Genomic DNA, 15,934 nt, shown 5'->3' on the forward strand with positions numbered 1-15,934 from the left:
CGCGTCAGCTGACGGTGAACGCCACCGAGTGCAGGCCGGTCGCACCGTCGGGGACCGGCGCGGCCACCTCCGCGGTCTGCACGGCACCGGTGCCGTCGATGGCCCGGACGGTGATCCGGTGCTCGCCCGGGGTGGCCGTCCACGGGTAGCGCCACAATCGCCAGGTGTCGTCGGAGTAGGCGGCGCCCAGTTCCGCGGGACGCCAGTCGCCGTCGTCGATGCGGATCTCCACGGCGCGCACGCCGCGGGGCTGCGCCCACGCCACCCCGCCGAAGACGGTGTCGCCCGCGGCGAGCTTCTGCCCGTAGCGCGGCACGTCGATGCGCGACTGCGTCTTGATCGGCCCGCGCGCCGACCAGCCGAGCTTCGTCCAGTACGCCTGCGCGCGGTCGAACCGCGTGAGCTCCAAATCGACCACCCACTTCGTCGCCGACACATACCCGTAGAGCCCGGGCACGACGAGCCGGGCGGGATACCCGTGCTGGTCGGGCAGCGGTTCGCCGTTCATGGCGATCGCCAGCAGGCTGTCCGGATTGTCGCGCAACGCCTCGACGGGCGTGCCGGCGGTGAACCCGTCGATCGACGTCGACAGCACCATGTCCGCCTCGGGCGACACCCCGGCGCGGGCGAGCAGGTCGCGCACCCGGTACCCGGTCCACACCGCGTTGCTGATCAGGTCGCCGCCGATGGTGTTCGACACGCAGGTCAGCGTCACGACCTCTTCGACGACGTCGAACGCGTCGAGGTCGTCGAAGGTGAACGTCACCTCGCGGTCCACCAGGCCGTGGATGCGCAGCCGCCAGTCGTTGCGGCTGAGCTGCGGCACACTCAGCGCGGTGTCGATGCGGTAGAAGTCGGCGGTCGGCGTCACGAAGCGCGGCAGCGCCACACCCGGGGGCTGGACGGTCGGGGGGATGGGGGGCGCGGGTGTCGCCGGACGGGGCACGGTCAGCGCGGACCGCTCGCCGGACACCGACCGCAGCTGTCGCGTGACGACGACGCCGACGACGCCGCTGACTACCCCGGCCACCAGGACGCCGAGCGCCGCCAGCGACCGGCGCCGATTCCCGTCGACGTCGTCGGCGGCGGGAGCGCGGGTGAGGAAGCGCAGCGCCGCGACGCCGCACACCGTTCCCGCGACGGTCGGCAGCACAGCGAGCGGGGTGGCGCCCGCCCGCGACAGCACGGCCAGGCAGCCGAGCGCCCCGGCCACCACGATCGCGGCACTGCCGACGGGCCGGCGCGGCGCCTCGTAACGGGCGGTGATCGCCGCGAGGGCCGCGATCACGACGAGGATCACGGCGGACAGCACCAGCTTGTCGTTGAAGCCGAACAGCCGGATGGCCCACTCCTTCACCGGCCCGGGCGTCCAGTCGATGACCGTGGCGCCCACGGCGAGCCGCGAATCGGCCGTCGGCCCGAACGGGATCGCCGCCAGCTCCATGACGCCCAGCGCCGCCGCGGCGGCCGCGATGCCGCTGATCATCCGCTGTTCGCGGGTAGGCACCGCCATTCCGGCGACGTTACCTGCGACGACGGCGGCGAGGTCTTACCGCGCCGTGACGACCCCGGCGGTGGCCGGCCTGTCGACATCCTTACAGTAGCGACGTACAGCTGCGCGGCGGAGGCGTCGTCGCAACCGGGCGGACCAGGAGGATGTTGCGTGGAGATCGCGGGCAAGAAGGCAGTCGTCGTCGGCGGTGCGTCCGGATTCGGGCGGGCGACCGCGGAGGCGTTGACGCAGCGCGGCGCGACGGTGGCGGTGCTGGACCGCCCGCAGTCGAAGGGCAAGGAGGTCGCCGACGCGATCGGCGGCTCGTTCCACGAGGTCGACGTCACCGACTTCGACGGCACCGAGCAGGTGTTGCAGCAGGCCGTCGAGGCCCTGGGCGGCGAACTGCACATCGCCGTCACCACCGCCGGCGGCGGCAGCGCCGAGCGCACCGTCACCAAGACCGGCCCGCACAGCCTGGAATCGTTCCGCAAGAGCATCGACCTGAACCTCATCGGCACGTTCAACATCAGCCGGCTGGCGGCGTGGCAGATGAGCCAGCAGGACCCCGTCGACGACGAGCAGGAAGAGCGCGGCGTCATCATCAACACCGCGTCGATCGCCGCGTTCGAAGGCCAGATCGGCCAGGTCGCCTACACCGCCTCCAAGGCCGCCATCGCGGGAATGTGCCTCACCATGGCCCGCGACCTCGGCAGTCTGGGCATCCGGGCGCTCGCCATCGCGCCGAGCCTGTTCGCGACGGGCCTCACCGAGGGCATTCCCGACGAGTTCGCCAAGCAGCTGACCAAGGATGCGGCGTTCCCCAAGCGGTTGGGAAAGCCCGAGGAATACGCCAAGCTCGCCGTCGCCATCGTCGAGAACCCGATGCTGAACGGCCAGTGCCTGCGCCTCGACGCCGGCCAGCGCTTCGCCCCCAAGTAGCGCCCGTCGGCGGTTGCCCGCGGATGCGGCGCGGCGCGCGCCTACGATCCGTGCGGTGACGGAAACCCTGCGCGACGACGAGGTCGCGGCGTTGCAAACGTGGGTCGCGGCGCGCGGCATCGGCACGACGGTCGGCGCGGTGGAACCGCTCGGCGGCGGCACGCAGAACATCGTCGTGCGCGTGGAGATCGACGGCCGGCCGCTGGTGCTGCGGCGGCCACCCGCCCATCCGCGTCCGAACAGCAACAAGACGATGCTGCGGGAGATCGCGGTGCTGCGGACACTCACCGGCTCCGACGTGCCGCATCCGGCGCTGATCGCCGCGTGCGAGGACGTCGACGTCATCGGTGTCGTCTTCTACCTCATGGCCGAGATCGACGGCTTCAACCCCGGAACCGAGGTGGCACCGGCATACGTCGAGCGGCCGGATTTCCGCCACGACGTCGGCATCTCCTATGCGACCGGACTCGCCCGGCTCAGCCGAGTGCCGTGGGAAGGGAGCCCGCTGGCCGCGCTGAAACGGCCCGGGTCCTTCCTGGAGCGGCAGGTGCCGCAGTTCCGCGGCTTCCTCGACGCCTACCGCCAGCAGCAGGCCTACGACGACGCGTTGCCCGACGTCGACGCGCTCGCCGACTGGCTGGCGGCCCACCGGCCGGCCGACGGCGAGCCCTGCATCATGCACGGCGACTGCCACCTGAACAACGTGCTGCTGCGCCGCGACCGGCCCGAGGTGGCCGCGTTCGTGGACTGGGAGATGTGCACCGTCGGCGACCCGCTGCTGGACCTCGGTTGGATGCTGGTGTGCTGGCCGGTCGACGCCGACCCGCTCGGCAGCGGCGAGGCGCTGGCGCGGCTCGGGGGACTCGCCACCCGCGGTGAGCTCCTGGCGGCCTACACCGCAGCCGGCGGCCGCACCACCGCGCACCTGGACTGGTACTCGGCGTTGGCCTGCTTCAAGCTCGGCGTGGTCATCGAGGGCACCTGGGTGCGCTACCTCGCCGGGCAGGCGCCCCGCGACGCCGGTGAGCGGTTGCACGCGGCGGCCGTTGCCCTCATCGGACTCGGCAACCGGATCGCCGCCGGCGAGCCGCTCGTCTAACAGGTTGCACCACCGCCGGAGCACCGTCTACCCTCGCGGCGTGCACAGCGCGCGCCTACTCGTAGTAGCAACCCGCAACGGGGTCTGACAGCGACCGACCCCCCGTTGCGGGTCGGACGCTATGGCAGAGCGCGCAGTCGGTCACCACCTCGCTATCGAGAAGACCGGCACATGACACCTTCCAGCACCGCCACCGACATTCCCGCATACCACCATCGGCACGAGCCCTGGGGCGGCCGGCCTGCGCTGCCCCGCGGACTGCGCGAGGAGGCCGAGTCGACGATGAGCTTGACCAGCTGGAGCGACTTGATCAGCGAGTACAGCCCCACCGGCGGGCCGCTGCGCTTGGGTTCCTGGGAGTGCGCCGACGGCACCGACGGCCCGGCCCGCCGGTGTGCGCGTTCGCCGCGGACCTACCGCGCCACGCTCGCGATCGGTGACCGCATCGAGACCGCCACGGCCGCCGCGGGCGGACCCGTCGCGGCGCTCACCGCCATGCTCTACGAACGGGGCATCGGCCTGGAGACGCTGGAGTTCCACCAGCGCAGCCACGGCGACCCGCACGACCCGATGATCGCCACCTTCATCCACGGCACCGACGGCAGCCGGCGGGCCTGGGCGATGGGGGTCTCCGGCGACGCCGGCGATTCCGCGCTGCGCGCCGTGATCGCCTGCGCCAACCGGCTGTTGGCGGCCGCCTGAGCTGCGGACGTCAGCGCAGCGGCCGCAGCATGATCGGCATCCCGTCCTTGGGAACCGGCATGCCGCTGTAATCCCAGTGCGCCTCGTAGCCGGGGCGGGGTAGTTCCAGCCGGTACTTGCGCAGCAGCCGGTGCAGGATGGTCTTCACCTCCAGCTGGCCGAACACCATGCCGATGCACTTGTGCGCGCCGCCGCCGAACGGCGTGAACGCGTAGCGGTGCTTCTTGTGCTCGTTGCGCGGCTCGCAGAAGCGCTCGGGATCGAACTTGTGCGGCTCCGGGAACAGCTCCGGCAAGCGGTGGTTCATGCCCGGATAGGCGATGACGTTGGTGCCCTTGGGCAGGAAGTAGCCGAGCAGTTCGGTGTCGCGCACGGTCTGGCGCATCCCCCACTGCACGGGCGTCACCAGCCGGATCGACTCGTTCATCACCAGATCGAGCGTCTCCAGCTTCTCCAGCGCCTCGATGTCGAGCGGGCCGTCGCCGAGCCGGTCCGACTCGTCGCGGCACCGGTCCTGCCACTGCGGGTGCGCGGCCAGCTGGTAGGCGATGGTGGTCGCCGTCGATGTCGAGGTGTCGTGGGCCGCCATCATCAGGAAGATCATGTGGTTGACGATGTCGGCGTCGGAGAACCGGTTGCCGTCCTCGTCCTCGGTGCGGCACAGCACCGAGAGCAGGTCGTCGCCCTCGGCGCGGCGGGCCTCCTGCACGCGCTCTTCGAAGTAGTCCTCGAGCAGCTTGCGGGCGCGCAGCCCACGCCACCAGGTGAACGGCGGAACGCTGGTGCGGATGACGGCGTTGCCGGCGAGCGTGGTGGTGGTGAACGCCTTGTTGACCTTGGTGACCAGCTCGTGGTCGGTGCCCGGCTCGTGGCCCATGAACACCATGGAGGCGATGTCGAGCGTCAGCTCCTTCATCGCCGGATACAGCAGGAACCGCGCGTCGTTGGCCACCCAGTCGTTGGCGATGACCTGCGAGACGACCCGGTCGACCTGCTCGGTGTAGCCGGCGAGCCGCGTCCGGACGAACGCCTCCTGCATGATCCGCCGGTGGTACATGTGCTCGTCGAAGTCGAGCAGCATCAGGCCGCGGTGGAAGAAGGGGCCGATCACCGGCACCCAGCCCTGCTGCGAGAAGTCCTTGTTGCGGTTGGTGTAGATCACCTGCGCCGCGTCCGGTCCGAGCGCCGCGACCGACGGCAGGGCCGGGGAGTCGACGAAGTAGAGCGGGCCGTGCTCGCGGTAGATGCGCACCCAGTAGTCCGGCCCGCCGCGCATCATCTCCACCATGTGACCGAAGATCGGCAGGCCCTTGTCGCCCATCACCGGTTTGAGGTCCGAGCCGGGCGGCGGCGGCGCCAGTTCCGTCTGCGGGAACTCGGTGTCGAGCAGCTTCTTCTCCAGCAGCCCGAGTCCCGGGAAATTCGTCACCGACGGCGTCAGCCGACGCTTGGCCTGGTCCAGTAGGTACTCAGGGGTACTGATGGTCGCCATCGACGCTCCTCCAAGCGGACTCCGTTGTGTGACAGGTCACGTGCCGAACATCTTCTCGGGGCTACTTGACGGCTGTCAAGTTCTACCTGCCGTGGCGGCGTGGCAAGGTTTGCAGGATGAGCACGGACCGCGAGGTGAAGGCGCCGCAGAGCCGGGGCGATCGGCAGCGGTCGGCGATCATGCAGGCGGTGCGCGAACTGCTCGAAGAAAAGCCGTTCGCGGAGTTGTCGGTCAGCACCATCAGCGACCGCGCGGGCGTGGCCCGGTCCGGCTTCTACTTCTACTTCGACTCCAAGTACGCCGTGCTCGCCCAGATCCTCAACGAGGTGCTGCAGGAGCTCGAGGAGCTGACCCACCACTTCGCTCCCCGGGGCCCCGACGAGTCGCCGGCCGCGTTCGCCCGCCGCATGGTCGGCAGTGCGGCCGTCGTCTACGCCCACAACGACCCGGTGATGTCGGCCTGCAACGCCGCACGGCACAGCGACGCCGAGATCCGCGAGATCCTGGACCACCAGATGGATCTGGTGATCGACCAGATCGTCGGCGTGGTGGACGCCGAGGTGCGGGCGGGCACCACGCGGCCCATCAGCGACGACATCCCGGCCCTGGTGCGCACGCTGTCGGTGACCACCGGCTACCTGCTCTCCGGTGACCCGGCCTTCGTCGGACCGCACCGCGATCTCGAGCGCGGGGTGCGGGTGCTCGAGCGGCTGTGGCAGGCCGCGCTGTGGCCGGCCACGCTCGACGCCGAGGACTGATCCGCGCCCGGTAGGGTCGCCGCCATGGCGCGCAGCGTTGCAGGCAAGCGGGTGCTGGTGACCGGCGCCGCCAGCGGCATCGGCCGCGCGACCGCCCTGAGACTGGCCGCTGCCGGCGCCGTGCTGTTCCTGACCGACCGCGACGAGGCGGGTCTGGCCCGAACCGTCGCCGACGCCGAGGCGCTGGGCGCGGCCGTCCCCGCGCACCGGGCATTCGACGTCTCCGATCACGACCAGGTCGAGGCGTTCGCGGCCGACGTTCAGGCCGAGCACCCGAGCATGGACATCGTCATGAACATCGCCGGCGTCTCGGCATGGGGAACGGTGTCCCGGCTGAGCCACGACCAGTGGCGGCGCATGATCGACGTCAACCTGATGGGCCCGATTCACGTCATCGAGGCGTTCGTTCCGCAGATGGTCGCCGCCGGCCGCGGTGGGCACCTGGTCAACGTGTCGTCGGCGGCCGGGCTCGTCGCGCTGCCGTGGCACGCCGCCTACAGCGCCAGCAAGTACGGGCTGCGCGGGCTGTCGGAGGTGCTGCGCTTCGACCTCGCCCGGCACGGTATCGGGGTGTCCGTGGTGGTGCCGGGCGCCGTGGACACGCCGCTGGTGCGGACGGTCGAGATCGCCGGGGTGGACCGCGACCACCCCGCGGTGCAGAAGTGGACCGGGCGATTCACCGGCCACGCGGTGACCCCGGAGCGGGTGGCCGACAAAATCCTGGCCGGCGTCGCGAGGAACCGGTACCTCATCTACACCTCGGTGGACATCCGGGCGCTGTATCTCTTCAAGCGCCTGGCGTGGTGGCCCTACAGCGTGGCGATGCGCCAGGTCAACGTGTTGTTCAGCCGGGCGCTGCGGCCGGCGCGCATCCCCTGATCAGCGCTTCCCCCAATCCCACGGCGGTGCCTCCAGCGGCGCGAGACCGGCGACGAAGGTCTCGCCCCAGTCCTTGACGAGCGGCAGCTCGAGCGGCAGGTCCGGGTCCCCGGCGGCGCCGCCGACTGGCTGCGCCCCGAGCTGGTCCACCAGCCTGCGGTCGTGGGTGACCACGACGACCTGCGTGCGTCGGGCCGCCGCGGCGATCAACTCGGTGAGCGGCGGGATCAGCGCCGGATGCAGCGAGGTCTCCGGCTCGTTGAGCACCATCAGCGACGGCGGCTGCGGGCTCAGCAGCGCGGTGGCCCACAGCAGGAATCGCAGTGTGCCATCGGACAATTCGGCTGCCCGCAGCGGACGCAGCATGCCCCGCTGCTGCAGGCTCAGGTCGAACAGCCCGTCGTGTACCGCGACGGTCAGCTGGGCGCCGTCGAACGCCGCGTCGACGGCCCGCTGCAGGTCGTCGAAGCCGGCCTCGACGACGGTCTGCACCGCGGCGGCGAGATTGGAGCCGTCGGCGGCGAGCACGGGGGTGCGGGTGCCCACCTGCGGCCGGCGCGCAGGGGCGTCGGCGTCCACCCGGAACCCGTCGTAGAACCGCCAATCCCGCAGTCGATCCCGCACCGCGGCCAGCTCGGGCAGCCGACCCGCGAACTCCGTCAGCACGCTGAGATGGCTCGGCAGCGACCTCGTCAGCTGCTCGAAGCCGCGGTCGGCCCGGTATTCGGCGAGCGGACCGGCGCGTCGCACGAGCGTGGCCGCCGGCCGTGGCGCCAGGCCCGCGAACACCAGCTCCCGCTTGATCTCTGGGTCGCGCGCAAACAACGACCGGTGTCCCGGGGACTGCGGCACGCCGAGGTCCACCGCGTAGCCGACGTCGGCCGCGGCGAAGCCCAGCTCGAGCGACACCGGCCGGCTGCGACGGGTGCCCTCGACGACACCGGTGCGACGGGCGCCCGCCAGCTGCTCCGGCCCTGCCCACATGGCCGACTCCAGCCCGCCCTCACGGGCCAGCGAGCCGACGACGCCACCTCGCCCGCAGTCGGCGAGCAGGCGCAGCGCTCGGTACAGCGAGGACTTGCCCGTACCGTTCGCGCCGGTGACGACGGTCAGGGCGCGCAGCGGCAGGACGACCTCGCGCAACGAGCGGTAGCCGCGGACGGCAACCGTGGTGAGCACGCCCGAACGCTATCGGTCGGTACCGACAGCCGACGGCATCGCGAGTTCCAGGCGCACCCCGAGCAGCCGCACCGGCCGGTCGAGCTCGAAGCGCCGCAACACCGACAGCGCGGTTTCCACGACGGTCGTCTCGTCGGTGGTGGCCGCGGCCAGCTTGCGGATCTTGGTGCGGGTGAAGAACGTGCTGGTGCGCACCGTGACCGCGACCCGGGTCACGATGCGCTGGTCGGCGGCGACCTCGGTGAGGGTGCGGCGGGCGAGGTCGGCGACGGCGGCCGCCATCTCGTCGCGGTCGGTGAGGTCGCGCGGAAAGGTGATCACGTGGCTGCGCGAGCGCGGCACCCACGGCTTTGCGCTCACCGATGCGTCGCCGCCACCCTTGGCGAGCAGCAGCAGCCACAGCCCGGTGGTCGGCCCGAAGGCCGCCGTGAGCACCGCGGCGTCGGTGCGGGCCAGGTCCGCGACGGTCGAGATGCCCATCGCCGCGAGCTTCTTGGCCGTTTTCGGCCCGACGCCCCACAGCGCCGCGACGTCGCGTTCGCCCATCACGGCCATCCAGTTGTCGTCGGTCAAGCGGTAGACGCCCGCGGGCTTGGCGAATCCGGTCGCCACCTTCGCGCGCTGCTTGTTGTCGCTGATGCCGACCGACGCCGACAGCCCGGTGGCCGCGGCGATCAGCTCACGGATCCGCTCGGCGAGTGCCTCGGGGTCCTCGACGTCCGCGGCGAGGTAGGCCTCGTCCCAGCCCCAGACCTCCAGCGGATGGCCGAGGTCGCGCAGCAGCGTCATCACCTCGTCGGAGGCGGCGTCGTAGGCGGCCGTGTCCGACGGCAGGAACGTCGCATCCGGGCAGCGGCGGGCGGCGCTGCGCAGCGGCATGCCGGCCCGTACACCGTGTGCCCGCGCCTCGTAGGAGGCGCAGGTGACCACCTTGCGCGGTTCGGTCGGATCGCCGCTGCCGCCGACGATCACCGGCAGGCCGGCCAGCGCCGGGTGTCGCCGCAGTTCGACCGACGCGAGGAACTGGTCGAGGTCGACGTGCAGGATCCACGGCCGGGTCATGTGCCGCACAGCTTGCGGGCCACCGACTCCCAGGCCCCGATCAGCTCCGCCGGCGTCTGACCGCGGTCGGTCAGCTGGTGCTGGACGTAGTCGGCATCGAGCAGCGAAAGCAGTGCATCGGCTTGGGCGCCGAGGTCTCCGGTCGTGCCGGCCGCGTCGAGCAGCATCCGGACGTGCGTGCGGTGCACCATGGCGGGGGCGTTGAACCGGGTCTGCGGGTCGCGTGCGGCGTCGCTGAGCAGCGCCTGATGCTGCCGGACGAAGTCGAGCCGGTGACCGCCGTACGCCAGCAGCCGCTGCAGCGGCGGTGCGCCCGGGCCCAGTGGCGGCGGCCCGAACAGCAGCGCCTGCTGGAACGCCTTCTCGTCCTCGTCGAGCAACACGATCATCAGCCCGGCGCGGCTGCCGAACCGGCGGAAGACCGTTCCCTTGCCCACCCCGGCGGCCGCCGCGATGGCGTCCATCGACACCTCGGTGCCGTGCTCGGCGATGAGCCGTCGCGCAGCGTCGAGCAGCAGCGCCCGGTTGCGGGCGGCGTCGCCGCGTTCGGCCGTCGCGGCGTCCGTCACCGGCAGGCCGCCGGGCTGTTCGGTGGCGCTCACCTCAGCACTTTAGCTCAGCCGGAATTATTCGGACCACAGTCCGGTTGTGCCGTGCGACCCTGTGGCCGAGTGGAAAGGACGTGACGATGGCGGATATCAACGTGCTGGTGCTGGTCGGCAGCCTGCGTGCAGCGTCGGTGAACCGACAGCTGGCGGAGCTCGCCGTAGAGACGTCGCCCGACGGCGCCGAGCTGCGGATCTTCGACCGCCTCGGCGAGCTGCCGTTCTACGACGAGGACATCGACAACGACGACGTCGCCGAGCCGGTGGTGGCGCTGCGGGCCGCCGCGGCCGAGGCTGACGCGGCGCTCGTCGTCACGCCCGAATACAACGGCAGCATCCCGGGTGTGCTCAAGAACGCGATCGACTGGTTGTCGCGGCCCTACGGCAACGGCGCACTGCGGGAAAAGCCGCTCGCGGTGGTCGGCGCCTCACTCGGCCAGTACGGCGGACGGTGGGCGCACGACGAGACGCGCAAGTCCTTCGGCATCGCCGGCGCCCGGGTGGTCGAGGACCTCGCGCTCTCGGTGCCGGTGCCGTCCCTCGACGGCCGGCATCCCCGCGAGCACGCCGAGGTGGCCGACGCGCTGCGCGACGTCGTGGCCAAGCTCGTCGCCGAGGTGCGGTAACCCCGGACGTCGGCGCTGCGCCGGCGAGCGGGGCGTTCTCCGGTGCGGTTTGCTGGCAGCTGCGGCCAGCGGTCGCCGGCCGCCGGTGGTGTCGGTACCGGGTGATAGGACGTCGCAGCGGTGGCGACACGCGGCGGCCCAGCGGCGCGACACGCCGTCACAACGCTCGCCCGAGACGTTACGACCAGGGAATTTCAAGAATGTTGTTCAGAACATGTGGTATCCGTAGGCGATGTCAGCCACTAGGTGTAGTGTTCGGAACACCGAAAGGCCACCACGGTTCGGGGGCCCGCAGGAAGCCAGGAAACCGGCGGTGACGTCGGCGAAAGCGGCTCGGGGCGGACGGAATGAACCGGCCTTGCGGTCTGGCTGGATATCACAGGGCATTCGGCGGTCAGGCAGTACCTGGTTGACCTGTCAAGTTTCGCTGAGGAGGCGGCAGCAGATGAACGTCAAGGTGTACACCAAGCCCGCATGCGTGCAGTGCAACGCCACCTACAAGGCGCTGGACAAGCAGGGCATCGCCTATGAGACGGTCGACATCAGCGTCGACACCGATGCCCGCGACTACGTGATGGCGCTCGGCTACCTCCAGGCGCCCGTGGTGGTCGCCGGTTCGACGCACTGGTCCGGCTTCCGGCCCGACCGCATCAAGGCCCTCGCCAACGACGCGTTGTCGGCCTGACGCCCGCGGGCGGACACTCGACCCGGAGGGGAGGAATCCGAGTGAGCAATCTCGTCTACTTCTCGAGCGTCTCGGAGAACACCCACCGCTTCGTCGAGAAGTTGGGTCTGCCCGCCGTGCGCATTCCGCTGCGTGACCGCATCCAGGTGCACGAACCGTACGTCCTGGTGCTGCCGACCTACGGCGGCGGCCACGCCAACGGCCCCGACCCCGACGCCGGCGGATATGTGCCCAAGCAGGTCATCGCTTTCCTCAACGACGAACACAACCGGTCGTTGATCCGCGGCGTCATCGCTGCGGGCAACACCAACTTCGGCGCCGAGTTCGGATACGCGGGCACGGTCGTGTCCCGCAAGTGCGGCGTCCCGTACCTCTATCGGTTCGAGCTCATGGGAACCGCGGAAGACGTCCTGGCGGTGCGTAACGGCCTCGCCGCATTCTGGAAGGAACAGACGTGTCACCCACCGTCACAGCTGCAGCGCCGGTAACCGCGGGCGCGCACGCGCTCCCCGGGGAGACCGATTACCACGCGCTGAACGCGATGCTCAACCTGTACGACGCCGACGGCAAGATCCAGTTCGACAAGGACGTGCAGGCAGCGCGGGAGTACTTCCTGCAGCACGTCAACCAGAACACCGTCTTCTTCCACAACGTCGACGAGAAGCTCGACTACCTGATCGAGAAGAACTACTACGAGCGCGAGGTGCTCGACCAGTACTCCCGCAACTTCGTCAAGACGCTGCTCGACCGCGCCTACGCCAAGAAGTTCCGGTTCCCGACCTTTCTCGGGGCGTTCAAGTACTACACCTCGTACACGCTGAAGACGTTCGACGGGAAGCGTTACCTCGAGCGCTTCGAGGACCGCGTCGTGATGGTGTCGCTGACGCTGGCCGCCGGCGACACCGCGCTCGCCGAGAAGCTCGTCGACGAGATCATCGACGGCCGCTTCCAGCCGGCCACGCCGACGTTCCTCAACTCGGGCAAGAAGCAGCGCGGTGAGCCGGTGTCGTGCTTCCCGGCCGGTACGCCGATCGACACCGCCGCGGGCCCGCGGGCGATCGAGACCCTCGAGCCGGGGGACCGGGTGCTGTCGCACGACGGCTCGTTCGCTGTTGTCGAGGCTGTTGTCGAGAACCCGAACGACCAACCGTTGGTGTCGATTTCGCACTTCGGGCACAACAAGCCGATCCTGTGCACGCCCGAGCATCCCATTCTGGTTTGGACGACGCGCGATGTCGGATCCCTGATCGACGGCGACGGCGCCGATCCGTTCAACGGCTTCGTTTGGCTGGCGGCCAAGGACGTCAGGCCCGAGGATTTCGTCGTCACCGCGTCACCCTCCGAAGGGCGCGAGCGGCGGGTCTTCGACCTGATGGAACACGTCGGCTCCGGTGACTATGAAGAAGCCGACGGATTGATCCGGAAGGTGAACGCCGACAACAAGCATCGCAGCAAGCGGCGCTACCGACTCCGGTTCGTCTCGGTGAATCGCTATGTCGAAGAGTCGTACGACCTCGGCTTGATCCTCGGCTGGTACATCGCCGAAGGCCACATCTCCAAGCGATCAACCGACCACACGACGCCGAATGGCATCCATTTCACCGTCGGCACACACGAACTCGACTACCAGCAGGAATTGGCGGCTGCGTTCAAGCGGGTCTTCGCCGCGGATCTCGCAGTGCACCAAAGCGTCTCGGATCAATCGGTGCGCATGATCTGCAGCAGCGAGATCGTGGCATCGCTGATCCTGTCGATGGCCGGCACGGGCTGTCACACGAAGCGGTTGTCACCCGAGGTCCTGACGGCCGGCGACGAGTTCCAGCGTGGACTGCTGGCCGGGTTGTTCCGCGGGGACGGGTGCAGCACGGCCGGTGGAATGGTGCTCGACCTGGTGAATCCCGACCTGGTCGATCAAGTGCAGCTGCTGCTCCGCCGCCAGGGGATCATGTCCCGCGTTCGGCAGTACACCAACCAGGCGGGCAACCTCACGGGACAGGTCTTCGTGCCCGGATTGCCGGGCGCCAACGAGGAATTCATTTTCGACGTCGGGAAGAACCTGCACAACTACGTCGGCCAGAAGGGCACGTCGCGCACCACCTACCAGGTCGTGCACGGGCGCCACGTGTACGGCATCCGCGAGCTGAAGGTCACCGATCAGGTGCCCGAGAAGGTCTACAACCTCCACGTCGAGGGGACGCACACCTACACCATTCGTGGCACGGTCGTCCACAATTGCTTCCTCCTGCGCATCGAGGACAACATGGAGTCCATCGGTCGCTCCATCAACTCGGCGCTGCAGTTGTCCAAGCGCGGCGGCGGAGTGGCGTTGTTGCTCAGCAACATTCGCGAGCACGGTGCACCGATCAAGAACATCGAGAACCAGAGCTCGGGCGTCATCCCGATCATGAAGCTGCTGGAGGACTCGTTCTCCTACGCCAACCAGCTGGGCGCCCGCCAGGGTGCCGGTGCGGTGTACCTGCACGCCCACCATCCCGACATCCACCGCTTCCTCGACACCAAGCGCGAGAACGCCGACGAGAAGATCCGCATCAAGACGCTGTCGCTGGGCGTCGTGATCCCGGACATCACCTTCGAGCTCGCCAAGCGCAACGAGGACATGTACCTGTTCTCGCCGTACGACGTCGAGCGTGTCTACGGCCTGCCGTTCGCCGACATCTCGGTGACCGAGAAGTACTACGAGATGGTGGACGACGCGCGTATCCGCAAGACGAAGATCAAGGCGCGCGAATTCTTCCAGACGCTTGCCGAGCTGCAGTTCGAGTCGGGCTACCCGTACATCATGTTCGAGGACACGGTGAACCGGGCCAACCCCATCGAGGGCAAGATCACCCACTCGAACCTGTGCTCGGAGATCCTGCAGGTGTCGACGCCGTCGGAGTACAACGAGGACCTGTCCTACGCCAAGGTCGGTAAGGACATCTCGTGCAACCTCGGCTCGCTGAACATCGCGAAGGCCATGGACTCGCCGGATTTCGGCCAGACCATCGAGGTGGCCATCCGCGCACTGACCGCCGTGTCGGACCAGACGCACATCACGTCGGTGCCGTCGATCGAGCAGGGCAACAACGACTCCCACGCCATCGGGCTCGGGCAGATGAACCTGCACGGCTACCTGGCGCGTGAGCGGATCTTCTACGGTTCCGACGAGGGCATCGACTTCACGAACATCTACTTCTACACGGTGCTCTACCACGCGCTGCGGGCGTCGAATCGCCTGGCGATCGAACGCGGGACGCACTTCAAGGGCTTCGAGCGCAGCAAGTATGCCAGCGGTGAGTTCTTCGACCGCTACACCGACCAGGTGTGGGAGCCCAAGACGGACAAGGTGCGGCAGCTGTTCGCCGATGCGGGCATCCGCATCCCGAACCAGGACGACTGGCGCCGGCTGAAGGAGTCGGTGCAGGCGCACGGCATCTACAACCAGAACCTGCAGGCCGTGCCGCCGACCGGGTCGATCTCCTACATCAACCACTCGACCAGCTCGATTCACCCGGTGGCGAGCAAGATCGAGATCCGCAAGGAAGGCAAGATCGGCCGCGTCTACTACCCGGCGCCGTATCTGACCAACGACAACTTGGAGTACTTCCAGGACGCGTACGAGATCGGCTACGAGAAGATCATCGACACCTACGCCGCGGCCACCCAACACGTGGACCAGGGGCTGAGCCTGACGCTGTTCTTCAAGGACACCGCCACCACGCGCGATGTGAACAAAGCGCAGATCTACGCCTGGCGCAAGGGCATCAAGACGCTCTACTACATCCGGCTCCGGCAGATGGCCCTGGAAGGCACCGAGGTGGAGGGCTGCGTCAGCTGCATGCTGTAGCGCTATGTCGTTTCGGGCGCGGTCGTTTCGGGCGCGATGAGTAACCGCCGCGAGCGCGGTCTACCTGTGCGACGGCATCCAGCAGGATCCGCCGGCTCTCCGAAAGGCACCCGACATGCACGCAACGCTCTTCGTCAACCTCCCCGTCGCCGACGTCGCCCGCTCGCGCGCGTTCTTCACCGCGCTCGGTTACGGCTTCCACGAGTCGATGTGCAGTGACGTGACGCTCGTCGTGGTGTTGGGGCACAACCAGTTCGCCATGCTGTTGCAGCGCGACGTCTTCGATTCCCTGCATCCCGCGCAGACCGCCGACGCGGCCGTCGTGAAAGAGTGCGTCATCTGCCTCGGCGTGGACACCCGCGACGCGGTGGACGCCCTGGTCGACCGCGCGATCGCGGCGGGCGCGACGGCGGGCGACAGCGAGGACGAAGAGTTCATGTACGGCCGCAGCTACAACGACCTCGACGGCCACTCCTGGCAGATCTTCTGGCTCGACCCGGCTGCGGTGTCCGCGGAGCCGTCGGAGCTCGCCGCGCCTCAGCGCTGAGCCGCACACCGCGCGGGCG

General features: G+C 69.2%; 14 protein-coding genes and 3 pseudogenes. 12 read left to right on the plus strand and 5 right to left on the minus strand.

Going from position 1 to position 15,934, the window contains the following annotated elements:
* Nucleotides 1–4: 4 nt before the first annotated feature.
* Nucleotides 5–1,513 carry a molybdopterin-dependent oxidoreductase gene (locus tag LV457_RS18840; RefSeq protein ID WP_232173064.1) on the minus strand — a complete coding sequence of 503 codons (1,509 nt, stop codon included), beginning with the start codon at nucleotides 1,511–1,513 and terminating at the stop codon, nucleotides 5–7.
* A 150-nt stretch (nucleotides 1,514–1,663) separates the two neighbouring features.
* Here LV457_RS18840 and LV457_RS18845 point away from each other — a divergent pair, with 150 nt between their 5' ends.
* From LV457_RS18845 to LV457_RS18855, 3 genes are all read left to right on the plus strand, one after another.
* On the plus strand, nucleotides 1,664–2,434 hold the full coding sequence (locus LV457_RS18845; protein ID WP_232173065.1) for an SDR family NAD(P)-dependent oxidoreductase: 771 nt from the start codon (nucleotides 1,664–1,666) through the stop codon (nucleotides 2,432–2,434).
* A 55-nt stretch (nucleotides 2,435–2,489) separates the two neighbouring features.
* On the plus strand, nucleotides 2,490–3,533 hold the full coding sequence (locus LV457_RS18850) for a phosphotransferase family protein (protein WP_232173066.1): 1,044 nt from the start codon (nucleotides 2,490–2,492) through the stop codon (nucleotides 3,531–3,533).
* A 171-nt stretch (nucleotides 3,534–3,704) separates the two neighbouring features.
* Nucleotides 3,705–4,235: an alpha-isopropylmalate synthase regulatory domain-containing protein gene (locus LV457_RS18855; RefSeq protein ID WP_232173067.1), complete on the plus strand. Its 531-nt coding sequence runs from the start codon at nucleotides 3,705–3,707 to the stop codon at nucleotides 4,233–4,235.
* A 10-nt stretch (nucleotides 4,236–4,245) separates the two neighbouring features.
* Here the strand turns inward: LV457_RS18855 and LV457_RS18860 are convergent, their stop codons facing one another.
* The gene (locus LV457_RS18860; RefSeq protein WP_232173068.1) at nucleotides 4,246–5,727 is read right to left on the minus strand and encodes a cytochrome P450; all 1,482 of its coding nucleotides are present in this window, start codon (nucleotides 5,725–5,727) and stop codon (nucleotides 4,246–4,248) included.
* A gap of 116 nt (nucleotides 5,728–5,843) precedes the next feature.
* On the opposite strand from LV457_RS18860, the gene LV457_RS18865 reads away from it, so the two are divergent.
* On the plus strand, nucleotides 5,844–6,485 hold the full coding sequence (locus LV457_RS18865) for a TetR family transcriptional regulator (RefSeq protein ID WP_232173069.1): 642 nt from the start codon (nucleotides 5,844–5,846) through the stop codon (nucleotides 6,483–6,485).
* A gap of 24 nt (nucleotides 6,486–6,509) precedes the next feature.
* The gene (locus LV457_RS18870) at nucleotides 6,510–7,364 is read left to right on the plus strand and encodes an SDR family oxidoreductase (RefSeq protein ID WP_232173070.1); all 855 of its coding nucleotides are present in this window, start codon (nucleotides 6,510–6,512) and stop codon (nucleotides 7,362–7,364) included.
* Here LV457_RS18870 and LV457_RS18875 read toward each other — a convergent pair whose 3' ends face one another.
* The 3 genes from LV457_RS18875 to LV457_RS18885 are packed head-to-tail and all read right to left on the minus strand — an operon-like array spanning nucleotide 7,365 to nucleotide 10,207.
* On the minus strand, nucleotides 7,365–8,543 hold the full coding sequence (locus tag LV457_RS18875) for an AAA family ATPase (RefSeq protein ID WP_232173071.1): 1,179 nt from the start codon (nucleotides 8,541–8,543) through the stop codon (nucleotides 7,365–7,367).
* 9 nt (nucleotides 8,544–8,552) lie between these two features.
* Complete coding sequence (locus LV457_RS18880) at nucleotides 8,553–9,605, minus strand: DNA polymerase IV (protein WP_232173072.1); 1,053 nt, start codon at nucleotides 9,603–9,605, stop codon at nucleotides 8,553–8,555.
* The gene (locus tag LV457_RS18885; RefSeq protein WP_232173073.1) at nucleotides 9,602–10,207 is read right to left on the minus strand and encodes a TetR/AcrR family transcriptional regulator; all 606 of its coding nucleotides are present in this window, start codon (nucleotides 10,205–10,207) and stop codon (nucleotides 9,602–9,604) included. Before LV457_RS18885 ends, LV457_RS18880 begins: the two co-directional genes overlap by 4 nt.
* 86 nt (nucleotides 10,208–10,293) lie before the next feature.
* Between LV457_RS18885 and LV457_RS18890 the strand changes: the two genes are divergently transcribed.
* The 7 genes and pseudogenes from LV457_RS18890 (at nucleotide 10,294) to LV457_RS18910 (ending at nucleotide 15,915) form a co-directional block, all read left to right on the plus strand.
* The gene (locus tag LV457_RS18890) at nucleotides 10,294–10,836 is read left to right on the plus strand and encodes an NAD(P)H-dependent oxidoreductase (RefSeq protein ID WP_232173074.1); all 543 of its coding nucleotides are present in this window, start codon (nucleotides 10,294–10,296) and stop codon (nucleotides 10,834–10,836) included.
* A gap of 445 nt (nucleotides 10,837–11,281) precedes the next feature.
* Nucleotides 11,282–11,521 (plus strand): glutaredoxin-like protein NrdH, encoded by a 240-nt coding sequence (nrdH, locus tag LV457_RS18895; RefSeq protein ID WP_232173075.1) that lies wholly within the window; start codon nucleotides 11,282–11,284, stop codon nucleotides 11,519–11,521.
* Between the two features lie 41 nt (nucleotides 11,522–11,562).
* Nucleotides 11,563–12,009, plus strand: coding sequence for a class Ib ribonucleoside-diphosphate reductase assembly flavoprotein NrdI (nrdI, locus tag LV457_RS18900; RefSeq protein WP_232173076.1), 447 nt, complete (start codon nucleotides 11,563–11,565; stop codon nucleotides 12,007–12,009).
* A pseudogene (locus tag LV457_RS20220) lies at nucleotides 11,976–12,536 on the plus strand (ribonucleotide reductase N-terminal alpha domain-containing protein); the annotation flags it as partial. The gene nrdI and the pseudogene LV457_RS20220, both read left to right, overlap by 34 nt.
* A pseudogene (locus tag LV457_RS20225) lies at nucleotides 12,525–13,727 on the plus strand (LAGLIDADG family homing endonuclease); the annotation flags it as partial. The pseudogenes LV457_RS20220 and LV457_RS20225, both read left to right, overlap by 12 nt.
* A 24-nt stretch (nucleotides 13,728–13,751) precedes the next feature.
* Nucleotides 13,752–15,368: pseudogene (nrdE, locus tag LV457_RS20230) on the plus strand (class 1b ribonucleoside-diphosphate reductase subunit alpha); the annotation flags it as partial.
* A gap of 115 nt (nucleotides 15,369–15,483) precedes the next feature.
* Complete coding sequence (locus tag LV457_RS18910) at nucleotides 15,484–15,915, plus strand: VOC family protein (RefSeq protein ID WP_232173078.1); 432 nt, start codon at nucleotides 15,484–15,486, stop codon at nucleotides 15,913–15,915.
* The last annotated feature ends 19 nt before the right edge of the window (nucleotides 15,916–15,934 follow it).

The organism is Mycobacterium sp. MYCO198283 (assembly GCF_021213805.1).
Taxonomy (GTDB): Bacteria; Actinomycetota; Actinomycetes; order Mycobacteriales; family Mycobacteriaceae; genus Mycobacterium.

Coding starts and splice junctions, on each gene's coding strand:
- LV457_RS18870 (WP_232173070.1), top strand. CDS start 6,510: ATGGCGCGCAGCGTTGCAGGCAAGCGGGTGCTGGTGACCGGCGCCGCC.
- LV457_RS18855 (WP_232173067.1), top strand. CDS start 3,705: ATGACACCTTCCAGCACCGCCACCGACATTCCCGCATACCACCATCGG.
- LV457_RS18880 (WP_232173072.1), bottom strand. CDS start 9,605: ATGACCCGGCCGTGGATCCTGCACGTCGACCTCGACCAGTTCCTCGCG.
- LV457_RS18840 (WP_232173064.1), bottom strand. CDS start 1,513: ATGGCGGTGCCTACCCGCGAACAGCGGATGATCAGCGGCATCGCGGCC.
- LV457_RS18910 (WP_232173078.1), top strand. CDS start 15,484: ATGCACGCAACGCTCTTCGTCAACCTCCCCGTCGCCGACGTCGCCCGC.
- nrdH (WP_232173075.1), top strand. CDS start 11,282: ATGAACGTCAAGGTGTACACCAAGCCCGCATGCGTGCAGTGCAACGCC.
- LV457_RS18890 (WP_232173074.1), top strand. CDS start 10,294: ATGGCGGATATCAACGTGCTGGTGCTGGTCGGCAGCCTGCGTGCAGCG.
- LV457_RS18865 (WP_232173069.1), top strand. CDS start 5,844: ATGAGCACGGACCGCGAGGTGAAGGCGCCGCAGAGCCGGGGCGATCGG.
- LV457_RS18860 (WP_232173068.1), bottom strand. CDS start 5,727: ATGGCGACCATCAGTACCCCTGAGTACCTACTGGACCAGGCCAAGCGT.